General features: G+C 43.9%; 11 protein-coding genes. 10 read left to right on the top strand and 1 reads right to left on the bottom strand.

Going from position 1 to position 15,056, the window contains the following annotated elements; translation table 11 throughout:
• The first annotated feature begins 156 nt into the window (after window positions 1-156).
• From ACK8P5_RS18740 to ACK8P5_RS18700, 9 genes are all read left to right on the top strand, one after another.
• Window positions 157-1,074, top strand: a complete 918-nt coding sequence (locus ACK8P5_RS18740; protein ID WP_422661516.1) for an ABC transporter permease — start codon at window positions 157-159, stop codon at window positions 1,072-1,074.
• A 54-nt stretch (window positions 1,075-1,128) separates the two neighbouring features.
• Window positions 1,129-2,028: a carbohydrate ABC transporter permease gene (locus ACK8P5_RS18735; RefSeq protein ID WP_422657771.1), complete on the top strand. Its 900-nt coding sequence runs from the start codon at window positions 1,129-1,131 to the stop codon at window positions 2,026-2,028.
• A 126-nt stretch (window positions 2,029-2,154) separates the two neighbouring features.
• Entirely contained in the window at window positions 2,155-3,861 is a 1,707-nt protein-coding gene (locus tag ACK8P5_RS18730) for an ABC transporter substrate-binding protein (RefSeq protein ID WP_422657770.1), read from the top strand.
• Between the two features lie 577 nt (window positions 3,862-4,438).
• Window positions 4,439-4,903, top strand: a complete 465-nt coding sequence (locus ACK8P5_RS18725; RefSeq protein WP_422657769.1) for a TlpA family protein disulfide reductase — start codon at window positions 4,439-4,441, stop codon at window positions 4,901-4,903.
• Window positions 4,904-4,949: 46 nt separating this feature from the next.
• Window positions 4,950-5,438, top strand: a complete 489-nt coding sequence (locus tag ACK8P5_RS18720; protein WP_422657768.1) for a hypothetical protein — start codon at window positions 4,950-4,952, stop codon at window positions 5,436-5,438.
• 1 nt (window position 5,439) lies between these two features.
• Window positions 5,440-5,970: a MauE/DoxX family redox-associated membrane protein gene (locus tag ACK8P5_RS18715; protein WP_422657767.1), complete on the top strand. Its 531-nt coding sequence runs from the start codon at window positions 5,440-5,442 to the stop codon at window positions 5,968-5,970.
• Window positions 5,971-5,975: 5 nt separating this feature from the next.
• Window positions 5,976-6,467 (top strand): hypothetical protein, encoded by a 492-nt coding sequence (locus ACK8P5_RS18710; protein WP_422657766.1) that lies wholly within the window; start codon window positions 5,976-5,978, stop codon window positions 6,465-6,467.
• Window positions 6,434-6,832, top strand: coding sequence for a hypothetical protein (locus ACK8P5_RS18705; protein WP_422657765.1), 399 nt, complete (start codon window positions 6,434-6,436; stop codon window positions 6,830-6,832). The genes ACK8P5_RS18710 and ACK8P5_RS18705 overlap by 34 nt, the downstream gene beginning before the upstream one ends.
• Complete coding sequence (locus ACK8P5_RS18700; RefSeq protein WP_422657764.1) at window positions 6,832-8,655, top strand: ABC transporter ATP-binding protein; 1,824 nt, start codon at window positions 6,832-6,834, stop codon at window positions 8,653-8,655. The genes ACK8P5_RS18705 and ACK8P5_RS18700 overlap by 1 nt, the downstream gene beginning before the upstream one ends.
• A 172-nt stretch (window positions 8,656-8,827) precedes the next feature.
• Here the strand turns inward: ACK8P5_RS18700 and ACK8P5_RS18695 are convergent, their stop codons facing one another.
• Window positions 8,828-9,628 (bottom strand): alpha/beta fold hydrolase, encoded by an 801-nt coding sequence (locus tag ACK8P5_RS18695; RefSeq protein WP_422657763.1) that lies wholly within the window; start codon window positions 9,626-9,628, stop codon window positions 8,828-8,830.
• 303 nt (window positions 9,629-9,931) lie between these two features.
• On the opposite strand from ACK8P5_RS18695, the gene ACK8P5_RS18690 reads away from it, so the two are divergent.
• On the top strand, window positions 9,932-14,833 hold the full coding sequence (locus tag ACK8P5_RS18690; RefSeq protein WP_422657762.1) for an alpha-N-acetylglucosaminidase TIM-barrel domain-containing protein: 4,902 nt from the start codon (window positions 9,932-9,934) through the stop codon (window positions 14,831-14,833).
• Window positions 14,834-15,056 lie beyond the last annotated feature (223 nt).

The raw sequence follows: 15,056 nt of genomic DNA, 5'->3' as shown, positions 1-15,056 counted from the left end.
TTCTTGTTGGGAATTTAGAAAGCGTTTACAATCAAATCTAATTCCAACACACCACTTATGAATCCATAACAGAAAGGAGAAACAAATTTGCCAACTCTGAAGAATAAGTTACAAACGGATTCTAACCTTCCATCTAATGTCCCGGTACGAACTAATGTGGGTCCTCGTAAGAAATCAGTAGGCAAGAAAATAAAACGTCATTGGCAATTGTACCTGGTCTTGGTATTGCCTGTTTTATACTTAGTGATCTTCAAATATATACCGATGGGTGGCATTGTGATTGCATTCAAGGATTACAACGTAATTAAGGGAATCTGGGGTAGTCCATGGGTGGGTTTGAAATACTTTCAACAGTTTTTCGATTCCCCGAATTTTTGGCTGTATTTTAAGAATACGCTTGGGATCAGTCTTTATGGTCTATCCATTGGTTTTCCGGCTCCGATCATTTTAGCACTTGCATTAAATGAGATTCGAAATGGACTGTTTAAGAAAACCGTTCAGATGGTATCGTACGCACCTTACTTTATTTCAACCGTTATAATGGTGTCTATTATTATCGTCAATCTAACACCGAATGTAGGTATGATTAGTAAGTTTTTCGAATTTATTGGCGTAACGAATACGAATTTCATGGGTATACCAGGGTTGTTCAAGAGTATCTATGTGTGGTCTGATGTATGGCAGTTCACAGGTTATGGAGCAATTATCTACATAGCAGCTCTTTCTGGAGTAAATCCAGAGTTGTATGAGTCCGCCAAAGTAGACGGTGCTTCGAGAATACAGAAGATTCTGAACATTGATATTCCGAGTTTAATCCCTGTGTCCGTGATTCTACTTATCCTGAACCTCGGAAACATTATGAAATTAGGTTTTGAGAAAATATATCTGATGCAAAATGCACTGAACCTCAGCACTTCGGAAGTCATTTCTACCTATGTGTACAAGGTCGGTCTGCTCGGTTCGAGTTTCAGCTTCTCTGCAGCTATTGGTTTTTTCAATTCCATCATCAACTTAATACTTCTTATAACTGTGAATTATATAGCGAGAAAGCTTTCCAACAGCAGCTTGTGGTGAGGGGTCCTGATAGATGATGGGAGTGAAGAACAACATGGAAAGAGAGGGTTTTATATGTCCAAAGTAAATACGGTTCAGGAATCAAAAAGCGACCGCATATTTATCTTTTTTGTCTATCTGTTTTTGACATTAGTGCTGTTGATTGTTGCGCTTCCGTTGATTTATATCGTGAGTTCTTCGGTGAGCTCACCGCAATCGGTGATCTCTGGCAAGGTGTGGCTGTTTCCGGTAGATTTTACACTGGACGGCTATAAAGCGGTATTCCAGAATCCACAAATCGGTGTCGGCTATCTGAATTCTCTATTTTATACGGTGGTAGGGACTTTGATTAATGTGCTTCTTACGATCATGCTCGCTTATCCATTAGCCAAGAAGACACTATATGGACGCAATATCATCATGGTGATGCTGGTTATCACGATGATGTTTGAAGGTGGACTCATTCCTTATTATCTCCTTGTAAAGGAACTACATTTGTTAGATACACGCTGGGCCATGATTTTACCAGGCGCGCTCGCGGTATTTCAGGTCATCATTGCTCGTACCTTTTTTCAGACAACGATTCCCGATGAACTCTCCGAAGCAGCTGAGCTTGATGGATGCAGTGATTTTCGCTTCATCCTGAGCATGGTTCTTCCATTATCCAAGCCGATTATTGCCGTCATGACGCTTATGTATGCCGTTGGACATTGGAATGCTTACTTTGATGCTTTGATCTTTTTGAGAGATCCAGGGTTATTCCCACTCCAGATCATTCTACGTAACGTTCTTATCCTGAACACGGTTGATGCTTCCATGATGGCTAATGTAGATCAGATGCAAGCGCAGCAAGGACTAAAGGATTTATTGAAGTACGCGTTGATTGTTGTAGCGAGCGCACCTGTGCTCATCATATATCCATTCGTGCAGAAGCATTTTGTTAAAGGGGTCATGATTGGTTCGTTAAAAGGGTAACAAAACGACTGTTGGTTATTAGAAGGGGGTGATGCCCTAAAACGTTTAAAGGAGCCACCAATTCATTTCAAAGGACTCAGGGTCACATGTAATACGGTAGGATGAAAATCGGAGGTGTCGGTCTTTATGAGAAAGAAGTGGACTAAAAAGGTAACGGGTACATTTAGCTTGTTCATCGCATTGGTATTCTTGTTAAGCGCGTGTGGTGATTCTAATACATCAGAGCCTGGTGCAGCTACTAAACCCGAAGGTGATGCAGTACCTGAGCAAGGGGAAATGTTTAACGAGGTGGGAACCTACCCTATTGTTAAACAACCGATGACGATCAAGATGTTTGCTCCGCAGCTCGCTACGATTGAGAATATGGAGACGAACGCCTATACCAAGTTTCTAGAAGAGAAAACAAATATAAAGATCGCTTGGGATCTGGTGCCGAATAACGCTTTGAAGGACCGTAAACAATTGATGCTGGCGAGTGGTGATTACCCAGAGGTCATCCTGCATGGAGATCTTTCCAAAGAAGAGCAGATGAAATACGGTACACAAGGGGTATTTATCCCACTTAACGACTTGATTGAAAAATATGCGCCAAACATTGTGAAGGCTATTCAGGATATTCCATATATGAAAGCTTCCATTACATCTCCTGATGGAAATATCTATGCTTTACCACAGGTTAATGAATGCTATCATTGTGACAATGCACTGAAGATGTGGATCAACAAAAAATGGTTAGATACAGTAGGCTTGTCCGTACCCACGACAACGGATGAATTTTACACAGTACTTAAGGCTTTTAAAGAAAAGGACCCGAATGGAAATGGCAAGCAAGATGAGATTCCGCTCACGGGCTCCGATGAGATGTGGGCAGGGAACGTTACAGCCTTCTTAATGAATTCATTTATTGTGGATGATTATACGGAAAGAACGGCAGGAACCTTTCTTCGAGTTGTAGATGGGAAAGTGGAATTCGTGGCAGATAAAGAAGAGTGGAAGCAAGGCTTGATCTACTTAAATCGCTTGTACAACGAGGGCTTGATTGATCCGGCTGCCTTCACTCAAAATGCCGATGCCATTCAACAAATGGCTAATCGGGAACCTGACAATGTGATGGGAGCTCTTTCAACCGCGTTAATCAGCTATGCATACAGTATGGATGATACGGTGCCGCGTCATAAAGATTATGTTGTTGTTCCACCGCTTAAAGGACCAGACGGTATTCAGAGAACGCTTAATTTTGCAGGTATTAACAATTCCCAGTTTGCCATTACGAATAAAGCTTCACAAGAACAACAGATTGCTGCGATCCGCTTAGCAGATTATCTGTATACAGAGGAATCGATTGTTCTTCAGGAGAACGGACCGGAAGAAAAAGGATGGCGCAAGGCAAAAGAGGGAGAAATGAGTCTGGATGGCAAACAAGCGAAGTATGCAAGTATTCCTCAGACGGATAAGAAACCTACGCATAACGATGGCTGGGAACAGATTGGTCCATCGCTTAGAACTTACGCTTATCGTGCTTCCTGGACAGCACCACAAGATGAGTTAGCAGCAGACGGTTATGGTACACGTCTTAATAAAGTATCTAAAGAATATGAACCATTCCACTCGAAGGAGCAGTACCCCAACGGTGTGTTTATTGCTCTGGAAGATGCTGAGATCACTGCACAGATCAAAACAACTTTGCTTGATTATGTGAAGTCGAACATGGCGCAGTTTGTTACGGGCTCCAAAAGTATTGATAAGGAATGGGACGCTTATGTGAAGGGGCTTGATGGACTTCAGTTAAATCAATACTTAGAGATTCACCAGAAAGCGTTAGACACGAAGTAGACAGTAAGGTGGGAACTTGTGTTAAGTAACAATAAATAGTGATAGAAGGCCACGAAATCGTGGTCTTTTTTTTTGCGTTAGTGAGCAGACGTTGAGGTTGTGACAATATTTAGGTGTATGGACATTTGAGAGGAGAAGAACAAAGAAATATGTCAAATCAACAGAGGAGAATACTTGAAACTTGTAATAGTATAACTTCTTTTGTTGAAACCGTTTACATATTGTGGTTTATCATATATATTTCAGTGAAAATATAAATAAATATAATAATATGAATTAATTGGTAATATAGAAGATAGATTGTTCCCATAAGAGAGAATATTGAAAGGAGGTGAATAATAATGGCTTGTCCTAATCGTTGCACAGCTGGGGTATGGGTTACATACTGCACTGAAAAATGCCCTAGTAATATTAATAGTCACACTAGAAGAAGAGTAATGGTTTGTCCGTCTGAAAATTGCAGTGTGAATGGAGCATGTGATTGCTGGTAGAACTCATAAGTGGAGAATCTCTCAGTTTAGCGAGAGATTCTCTTTCTATTATGCAGGCAGACACAGAATGAAGGGAGTATGTTCATGTGAATCAGACTGAAAAAGCGATACCGTCATTTCTAAAAGTTGAAGAGGGTTTGCAGATCGGAGATTATTTGCCCAATATCATGATTCCGGACAATGACTCGATAGATTTGTATGATTGTATTAACGACTATCTTTTGGTGGCGACTATTAGTACTTCCTGCGCGCCTTGTCTTCCGGCGATGGAAGCGATTGATATATTTATTCAACAATACCTTGGCATCAATTTCCTACTATTCATAGAAACGGAAGAGAGTACATTCGAGAAAGCCAAGCAAGTCTTTCATCATTCCGCCCGGATTTACCACGCAACGGATGATGTCCTGTTTGGACAACTGAAGACTCGGGGCTATCCGTGGGCCTACGGATTAAATGCGGAGGGACAGATTATTACGATGGAACATGTTGGAAGTCTGGAATCTTTGGAAAAACTCTTTTTCCCTTTTAAAAGGTTTTTGAATCCTTAGGAGGCAACCCCGATGAATATGTGACTTTATTAGAGGAGGAATCATAATGAGCAAACTTAGCTTTCGAGATTTATTCAAGCGTGAGACGCTGGAGCGAGAACAAGTTTATGCTGCGCCACTACTTGATCAAGAGATACTGATGGAATCTCCTTTGGTACAAGGTCAACTTTTCCGTGGTCTTGAATTGGATGCCAGGCTTGCCGACGCGGCAACGGCAACAATTCTTTTTATCTCTTTAACTTGCAGCAGTTGCATTGATTTGCTAGCCGATCTTGCTGAATTTGACGCCAGACACGAAGGAGTGCTACTTGTCGTTAGCAGCGGATCTATTGAGGATAACGAAGAGCTAGTGCAGTATTACGATTATTCCTTCCCTGTTTTGACGATGGAGGAAAAGGAATATAAAGCACGATTTGGACTGGAAGCGACACCAGCGGCGATTATGCTGGAACAGGGTCTTGTCATGAGACAATTTACGATCGTGGATATTGGACATCTGTACGATGAGAGCGGAGTGCGAAGAGGAGGCGGCTAATTTGCTTTCAATTACGGCTTTTTTATTGGATTTTGTATTGGGCGCTTTATTCTTTGCGGCATTTTACTATAAGTTAAACACCTTTCGCGACTTCGAACTTTCCGTGCAGTCCTATCATGTCCTCCCGTTCTCGCTTACTCGTCCCGCTGCGATCGGATTACTTCTGTTCGAACTTGTTCTTTTTATTTCCTTTGCATCCGGACAAGCACTTTATTATAAGGAGCTGGGTGCTATTGTGCTGTTGCTTGCCTTCAGCGTTCTTCTTGTTAGAAAGCGCCGATTGGATCAGGAGAAGGGGAGTGCATGCTCTTGCTTCGGTTCAATCGACTTTTTAAACCGATATCCTTTGAGTAGAAATTCGATTCTGATCGGGATATGCGCGATTAAATGTCTACTGCCGGCCGCTGTCCTGTCAGCTCAAGCTTCCTTCCAGCAATTTATACTCCATAGTGTAGTGACATGCAGTTGTTTGTTGCTTGTTGATTATATGCAGACTCGAAAACGATACATTGCGCTGCAGGTAAGAGAATGATGATCTTGTGGATCGTTTTCGCTTTAACGATTTTGTCGGTAGGCCTGCTGCAAGTGTTGGTCATGAAGTATAGGTTGAAAAGGATGGAGCTACATCTAGTACAAGCGGCAATCCAAGACGAGTCATGGCCGGATACGGAAAAAATGACGGTCATCGGTATTCATTACAAGGACCCATCATTCAAAAGGCTAGATGAAATATTGTCAACAAAAGATAAGGCTTTTCAGAATGTCATCGTATTTTTGGACGCCCCTCCGTTTATCCACCTATTAAAGCAGCGTGGATGGAATAGTTGTTATCGTGTGCGCTACACGCCCGAATGGACAAGTTCCAGGTGGCTTGAACTGCTGGATGGGGAAACGGTCGCTTACGAGTGGGACGGACAGAAGCTACATCGCTTCACAGAGATAGAAATGCTTTTGGAGCTCAAAATAAGAGTTTTTCAATCGGAGGAGGAACCATTATGCACGCAGAAATCAGCGGACAACTTCTTATAGCTGATCAGGTGGTTGATAATTATGAAACAAGGGCGCATTGTATTCAAAACGTGCGCAATGAAGTGCGACTACGGACATTTCCAGCGGTTACGCTTTTTTATTTGTGGGCCAAAGTGTTGTTTTTTGGCGTGAATGAGGGTGTTGTATGGATTAAGGTTTACGACTCGAATAAAAACGTGGTGTGGCAAAAAAGATGTGAAGGTCTCGTAAATAAAAGGATGGAGCCTGTCCCGGCAGGAATAGATATGGCATTTCAGCCGCGTTTCGTTGTACATGAAGAAGGAATATTTCACTTTGTAATGACAGACGAATATGGCACGACGTTGGCACATTATCCTCTTTATATATCTCATAGCGAGTCCTAATGGAACCTTCATTCAGCAAGCTGCAAACACTTCGGTTCTTACTGCCTATTCTGTGGAAAATATCAGGTGTAGCCCTAGTGTTACTAATTGGAATAACGTTGGCTCAGGCAGTTATCCCAATTGCGCAGCTTTCGCTCACAAGCAAGCTTGTAGAGGAAGCTGCGCAATTGTTTCAAGGGAATAGCGAGAGAGGCTTTCAAGATGTGTGGAGGCTCGTGTGGCTTCAATTCGCTCTGCTCTTGACAAGTGCACTAATGGCAAGCATTTTTAAATATACACAGCAGTTTTTTAATGAGCGGGCTACCTTATACTTTGACGAGATGATGTCGGCCAAGGTGAATCGTTTATCCTTATCGTATTTTGATGATCATTTTAATTATGATCGGATGCAGCGGACATCCTTCAGCATACAGATGCAAGGGCTCGGAATCGTCTTTATCGTTCTGACAATGCTTCAAAGTACCATTACTGTCATCGGCTTTATGGTTGTGTTGTATCAATTTCACTGGCTTTTGTCGGTGGGAATGCTACTTCTGGTTGTTCCCATGCTTTGGACTTACTTGTACGAGAGTAAAGCATCTTTCAAGCTTTTTGTTCAACAAACACCGGATGAGCGTATGGCATCTTTTCTTAGCTATTTCCTGAAAAGCCGGGAAGGGGCCAAGGAGATTCGTGTATTTGAATTGGCTGATTATTTAATAGGAAAATGGAAGTTGATTGCGAAGAAGAATGCCTGGCGGAAGCTCGCTTTAGAACGAAAAACGATCGGTATTTCATTTGGAATGCAGATGATTTCATTGGCGCTATTAAGCGGCATGCTGCTATTCGCTTTGAATACTGGAGCGAACGGGGGGCTGGAAATCGGACAATATGTAGCTTTGGCTCAAGCGTTGTTCAACTCACAAATGCTCATTCAAGGTCTTGCCCAAGGGTATTCTAACCTTCATCAAAGCTTGCTTCATGCGAATGAAGTACTTGCTTTTATCAAGCTTACGGAACAGAGTGATCAAAGCGGTAAAGTGGATTTTCCATCTCCGATTAAACAAGGGATCAAAGTCGATAATTTGTCTTTTCAATATGAAGGCGCTTCTAATTCAGCGATTGAAGCATTGAGCTTTTCCATTAATGCGGGGGAAACGATTGCCATTGTAGGAGATAACGGAGCTGGAAAAAGCACATTGGCCAAATGTTTGCTCGGTTTATACAGTCCTAGCCGTGGGTCCATTACAATAGATGGCATCGATTATGCCGAAATGCGTGCAAGTAGTCTACGCAGCCGGATGAGCGCCATTTTTCAAGATTTTGTGCAATACCCATTCCCGGTATGGGAGAATATCGGATTGGGAGATGTAGCGGAACTGAATAATCAGGACAGGCTTAGGCAATCCGCCGAACAAGCGAATACAATGTCCTTTATCGATAAACTTCCGGATGGATGGGAAACGGTTCTTGGTATTCAATTTGACGGAGGACATGAACTATCTTACGGACAATGGCAGCGGATTGCATTGAATCGGGCATTTTTTCGGGAATTTGATGTTATTGTGCTTGACGAGCCGACAGCTTCGCTTGATCCGATGACGGAAGCAGCTATTTTTGAAAATCTGATGACGCTGACACGTGGCAGAACAGCCGTTTTTGTCACCCATCGACTCGGAAGCTGTCGCTTTGCGGATCGGATTATCGTTCTCAAGGAGGGGCGCCTAGTCGAGAGTGGAGATCACGAGACGTTAATGAACAATGATGGGGAATACGCTGCGATGTTTCGCAAGCAAGCGGGATGGTATACGAAGGATTGGAATACACAGAAGCTGAGTGTGTAGCTCTTATGACATTTACAGCAAGAAAGGTCATTGGAGCAGACCTGATACTTGGGAAGAACATAACATGATCTCGAATGCAAAAAAAGCATACTAAAAAGGCAGTCTTAACCTGTAGGAATAGGTTAGACTGCCTTTTGTTATTGATTCCGAATGACTTAATTTGTTCGTATGCTTATTTCTTAAGTGTCTGCATCCAATCAACTATAGCTCCGCTAACCTCATCCAGTTGCTGTTGCGGGGAAATGGCTGCATCCTGATCACCTTTTTGCTTTCCGTAGGTTCCGAACTGAGCGTGGTTGCCGCCTTCAATGGAAACAAACTTGGTTGTGGCTTCAGGCAAGTTCTGTTTGCTCTCTTCCCATACGTCCCAATTCAGCACACCATCGTTAGTACCTGTGATTTGCAGGACATTCAAATGGGTGTCTTTCAAGCTACCACCCTTATCGGCATATGAGCCAAGGAAAAATACTCCCTCAAGTTTGTCTGTATTCTCCGATGCATATCTTGCTGCAAAAGCTCCGCCTAGTGAATGACCGCCGATGACATAACGATCATTGGGATGTTGCTCCATTATGGTATCCGCTTTGTTCTGCCCGAAGATAGCCAGGTCGAACGGCATCTCCGCAATATATACGCGATGTCCTGCTTCTGCTAGCTTACGTGCAAGCGGCGCATAGCTTTCTGCATCAACGAAAGCACCCGGATAAAAGATTACGCTTGGCTGATTTGCCGATTCACCAGCTGGTTCGAATATAAAGCTATTATCTCCTTGTTTCACTTCGACAACCGTGTCACTATTCATCGCCTGCTTCGCTTCTTCAAGGGGTTCATATTTCAGTAGTGGATAAGCAATTGCCATTCCTAACACAACAAGCAAAACAAGTGAAGATAGAGAGAGAAGTAGCCATTTCCCGATTTTGCGTTTCCGTTTAGGTTTTGATTGTGATTGCATCCGAAATGGACCTTCATTCATATGGTATTCCTCCTGCTTGTGTACAGAATTGATCATTACAATAGATTATCATAATCGCTAAACGAAATCTATTTGTACAAAATAGGTCATCAAGTAACTGATTCCATTCCGTATAAAAATCGGTATCTGATCCCTACAGCGTCAGACCGGATAGAGCGTCTAACTCGGGGGCTTCTTTTTGTTATACTAGCACAATTATTATCAAACTTGCTTCAAAGATGATCATTGTTAAGCGCTTACATGAATTGTACCTTTAAAGTTGATATGGACGAACAGGATGAAAATAATGAAAGAGGTGAATGTATGAAAAAAGTAATTTTTCTTGTGTGTTTGATTTTCACACTGGTAACGGTCAAAGGAACTGGAGTTGATTCGCCTATGACTTCAACAGCCCAGGCTGAACCAGCAACATTCAACACGAAGCCTGCCGTTGACGTGCTGAAACGGATCGTTCCGAATCACTACGAACAGGTTCGATTTCTAGCTGTACCTCTAGGTACAACAGGAGAACATTTCAAGATTACAAGTCAAGATGGACTAGTAGAAATATCGGGAACAAGTCCAGCTGTCCTCCTAACAGGGTTCAACTGGTATTTGAAATATGTTGCAAAAGCGAATGTTAACTGGAACGGGGATCAGCTAAACCTTCCAGAGCAACTTCCATTGCCGAAGCAGGAGATTGTTCAGAAGGCCAACGTTCCTCATCGTTTTGCACTGAATGATACGGATGACGGATATACCGGAGCCTACCGGAATTGGCAGGATTGGGAGCGAATGATTGACGTATTGGCTTTAAACGGAATAAACGAGGTTTTAGTGACAGTAGGTCAGGAAGCAGTCTACTATGACACTTTTCAGGAATTCGGATATTCCGCTCAGGAGATGCGCGATTGGATTCCACAGCCGAGTCATCAGCCGTGGTGGCTGCTGCAGAACATGTGCTGCTTTACAGGGCCGATCACAGAAAACTTGATTGATGAACGTGCCATATTAGGCAAGAAAATAGCGGACCGGTTAAGAGAACTCGGAATGACGCCTGTGTTTCCTGGTTATTTTGGCACCGTACCTACAAAGTTTGTAGATAAGAATCCCGGAGCACGCATCATTCCTCAGGGCAATTGGGTAGGCTTTAACCGTCCCGATTGGCTTGACCCGCGTAATGCACTTTTCACGCGAGTTGCTGAATCATTTTATCGTAATCAAGTCCAGCGTTTTGGTACTACAACGATGTTTAAGATGGATCTGCTGCACGAAGGTGGGAATGCGGGAGATGTCCCGGTCAGTACGGCAGCTAAGGCCGTAGAAACCGCACTTCAGACGGCACATCCTGGTGCCATATGGGCGATTCTTGGATGGCAGGACAATCCTTCTTCAACGTTGCTGTCATCACTTGATAAATCCAAGATGCTCATTCTTGACGGGTTATCAGACCGCTATGCCAATCTGAATCGAGAACAATCTTGGCTGAATATCCCATATGCGTACGGGTCCATTTGGAATTTCGGTGGTCATACGACAATGGGGGCTAATTTGGCGGAATGGAATACAAGTTACTGGAAGTGGAAGGCGAAGTCCGGCAGCAAACTATCCGGAATTGCATTGATGCCGGAAGGAAGTGAGAATAATCCGGTTGCCTTTGACTTTTTCACAGAAATCGCGTGGCAGCAAGGACCTGTTAACTTGGAAAAGTGGTTCGACACTTGGGCGGAGAGACGATATGGCGGTACGGATCAGAACGCGCAGGATGCATGGCAGATCCTTCGTCAGACTGCTTATCAAACTCCCGCGAATGGATGGAGCGAATCGCAGGATGGTCTATTTGGGGCCCAGCCTAGCCTTACCGTAAATACGGCTGCAGCCTGGTCACCGGGCAGTATGCGATATGATGGTCTTGCTTTCGATCAAGCCTTAACTGATTTACTCCGGGTGAAATCGGAATTACGCAATAATGACGCATATCGCTATGATCTCATGGATGTCACCCGCCAGGTACTATCCAATCGTAGCCGCATCCTTCTGCCTCAGATTAAGGCAGCCTATGATGCACAAGACAAGGATACGTTTAATAAGCTCACGGGTACATGGCTAAAGTGGATGAAGCTTCTTGATGAAGTCGTGGCGACGAATCCGCAGACATTACTTGGGCCAAGGCTGGAAAGTGCAAAGGCTATGGCGGCTAACGAAGCCGAAAAGGCGCTGCTGGAGTATGATGTCAGGTCGATTCTTACCGTTTGGGGGGACCGTTCAGGTTCTACATCAGGCGGGCTTCATGATTACGCGAACCGGGAATGGGCCGGTTTGGTGGGAGACTTTTATTATTCACGGTGGAAAACGTATTTCGATGAGTTAAAGTCGGCGCTTGAAGAAGGTCGACCGGAAAAACAAATCGATTGGTACGCTAAAGGAGAAGCATGGTCGAGACAACAAAATAAATATGCAACTGAGCCGCAAGGTGACATTTATGAATTGGCGCAAAAGGTAATGGATGAAATCAGCAACTCGTCTCCATTAGGGATTACCGTTACCGCAGATAAAGCTGTTATCATGCCTGGGATACCGGTAACCATTACGGCAACCTTGAAAAATGACTATAGCTTTACATTTGCTAAAAAGGTAGCTGTTTCCGTTGCTCCGGTTTCTTCATTTACAGTGAAAGCTCTGACAGCAACAACGATTGATCAGATCAATCCTGGAGAGTCATTCACAGTGAAATTCGAAGTGACAACTATGTCCGATCTAAGCACTCTTGATCAACTACTTCAAGCATTGTCAGTGGAGTCAACGTACGAGATAGGAGATCTTACAGAGAAAGCCATCAGTAAACTTCGCCTTTTTGTATCAAAAGGTATTGAAGCGCCCTATAAAACGGTCTCATTTAACAATGCTCAGTTTGGGCAGTCGGGGGATACGTTTGGAATATATGGTGGCGGAGAAGATTTGTGGGGCGGTACGAATGGTTACGGAGCCATTTATCAGGATCAAACATTAACCGCGGATTCCTCGGTGACAACAGATGTCATCCATCAGGATAATACGTGGGGATGGGCAAGGGCTGGCATTATCGTCAGAAACGATTTAGCAGCAAATAACTCTGGCGGCTATGTAAATATTGCAGTTACGCCAAGTAATGGCTGTGTGTTTTCATGGGATGCGAACGGTGACGGGATGTTCGAATCTGTATCGTCCAAAGCGGGCTTTGCTGCGCCTGTATACATTAAGCTTGACCGTGCAGGTACTAAGTTCACAGGTTCATGTAGTTCAGATGGAACGACCTGGACGACCGTTGGCACCGCAAATGTGCCGAGTAGCGCTGAGAAGCAGGATGTTGGTTTGTTTATGAGCGCAGTCAATGTATCCTCCCAAATCAACGGATTAGTAGAGTTTAAAGGTTTTGGAGTAAATACAAAGGGCGTACCGGTAACCGGTATTACGATGGAGAAACCGCAGTTGACACTCAACTTGGATACCAACAAATCTGCGAAGTTGATCGCTTCGGTCGTACCGATCCATGCCAGCAACAAGGCCCTTGTCTGGAAGACAAGTAATGAGAGTATTGCTACCGTAGACAACGATGGTACTGTTACAGCAAAAGGGAAAGGCACGGCAACCATAACCGCAACTACGGTGGACGGAGGATTTAAAGCGACGATGGAGATTAAGGTTGTGGAAACAGGCCCTTTTGCAACCGGGGTTCAGCTGGACAAAATAACGATTACAATAATCGAGGGTGAAACTTCAGAACTTACTGCAACGGTGCTGCCATTGGACGCTTGGAACAGGAAAGTAACTTGGTCCAGCAGTGATGAAGCTATAGCAAAAGTGCAAGCATCCGTTGAAGGAAAAGCCGTTATTACAGGCTTAAAAGCAGGGAGCGTAAAGATTACTGCGACCAGCATGGATGGAGATTTCAAAGCGACAAGCCAGGTAACCGTCTCACCTCGGCCTTCGAATCTTGCCTTGAATAAGCCATCAACTGCTATTAGCTCGTCCAGCCCTTCATCTAAGGGCAACGATGGTGATTTGTCCAGCATGTGGATTGCAAGCGGCGGAAGTGCCGGCAATTGGTGGGCAGTCGACTTGGGAGATAACTACGATCTGTTAGGCAGCGAAATTCATTTTGAGAAGCAAGTGTTGTGGAAGTATAAGATCGAGGTTTCTAAGGATAACACGACTTGGAAAACGGTTGTAGATAAAGTGAATAATACCGACACAAGCCAGGTGCAGTCTCATCCTTTCAATGCACAGGGAAGGTATGTTCGGATCACATTCGATCAAGCGCCTGGACAGAACTGGACAGCGTTTCAAGAGTTTCTTGTATTTGGACACCCACTACGCGTACCTGCTAGCGGTGTTCAAATCGATCAGACTGCCATCACGCTGAAACCAGGAGAAACGGTAGAGTTAACAGCAACTGTAACACCTGTCGACGCAACGGACAAATCCGTAACCTGGTCAAGTAGCGACGACAACATCGCAAAAGTGATGGTGACGGACGGTCGTGCCACAGTGACCGGCTTACAGGTGGGTACGGCAACCATAACCGCGACAACCGTAGATGGCGGTCATACTTCAGTAAGTCTCATCACAGTTGGATCTGGAACAGTAGAGAAACCGAGTACTACATTGCATGGCAATGCTTCTGTATCAGCCGGGCAACAATTCCAGATTGATTTTGGTCTGAGTCACCTGACTAAAGAGATATTCGCACAAGATATCACGATGAATTACGATTCGAATGTATTTGAGTATGTTTCCGCTAGGTCGTTGATAGACGGATTCAACCTTCTGGAGACTGTGAGTGATACTCCAGGCAAGTTAAGGTTTATTGCTGCAAGCCAAGGTCAGAACAATGCAGTGAATGGCGAAGCACAAATACTTGAAGTGACTTTTCAAGCTAAAAACGTGTCACAATCTACTTCAGGTACGATCTCAATATCGAATGCTCTGCTTGGGGATCATATAGGCGACGAAGAAACAGCAACTCCGTCCTCTATTAGCATTCAGGTTACGACGGGTGGAACTCTAGGGGATATTAATCAGGATGGCAAGGTTAGCATCGGTGATCTGGCGATTGCAGCGGCTCATTATGGTTTAACAGAAGCAAGTCCTGATTGGCAGAAAGCGAAAGCAGCGGACATGAACGGTGATGGCAAAATCGATATTGCGGATCTCGCAGCCATTGCAAAGTTAATTGCGAATATGTAGTGATTTCAAATCAAAAAGGTCGAAGGCAGGCTCTACAGGAGCCCCAGTCTTCGGCCTTTTTATTTATTGTCGCCCACTATAATAGACTATGGGTAAGTAAGAACCTTGCTTCCTTTTTTGGAACAGAGCAATTTGATTGCGTTAATTTTTAATGAATATGCACGAAGCAGCGATGGGAGGAATGATTCGTACGCGGAGCGCCTCACAACAGAAAGGGAACTAT

The organism is Paenibacillus sp. EC2-1, assembly GCF_049311625.1.
Taxonomy (GTDB): Bacteria; Bacillota; Bacilli; order Paenibacillales; family Paenibacillaceae; genus Paenibacillus_AQ.
Note: the sequence above shows the minus strand (reverse complement) of the source record. Positions and strands in the feature narration are given on the sequence as shown.

Coding starts and splice junctions, on each gene's coding strand:
- ACK8P5_RS18705 (WP_422657765.1), top strand. CDS start 6,434: ATGCACGCAGAAATCAGCGGACAACTTCTTATAGCTGATCAGGTGGTT.
- ACK8P5_RS18700 (WP_422657764.1), top strand. CDS start 6,832: ATGGAACCTTCATTCAGCAAGCTGCAAACACTTCGGTTCTTACTGCCT.
- ACK8P5_RS18730 (WP_422657770.1), top strand. CDS start 2,155: ATGAGAAAGAAGTGGACTAAAAAGGTAACGGGTACATTTAGCTTGTTC.
- ACK8P5_RS18720 (WP_422657768.1), top strand. CDS start 4,950: ATGAGCAAACTTAGCTTTCGAGATTTATTCAAGCGTGAGACGCTGGAG.
- ACK8P5_RS18695 (WP_422657763.1), bottom strand. CDS start 9,628: ATGAATGAAGGTCCATTTCGGATGCAATCACAATCAAAACCTAAACGG.
- ACK8P5_RS18690 (WP_422657762.1), top strand. CDS start 9,932: ATGAAAAAAGTAATTTTTCTTGTGTGTTTGATTTTCACACTGGTAACG.
- ACK8P5_RS18735 (WP_422657771.1), top strand. CDS start 1,129: ATGTCCAAAGTAAATACGGTTCAGGAATCAAAAAGCGACCGCATATTT.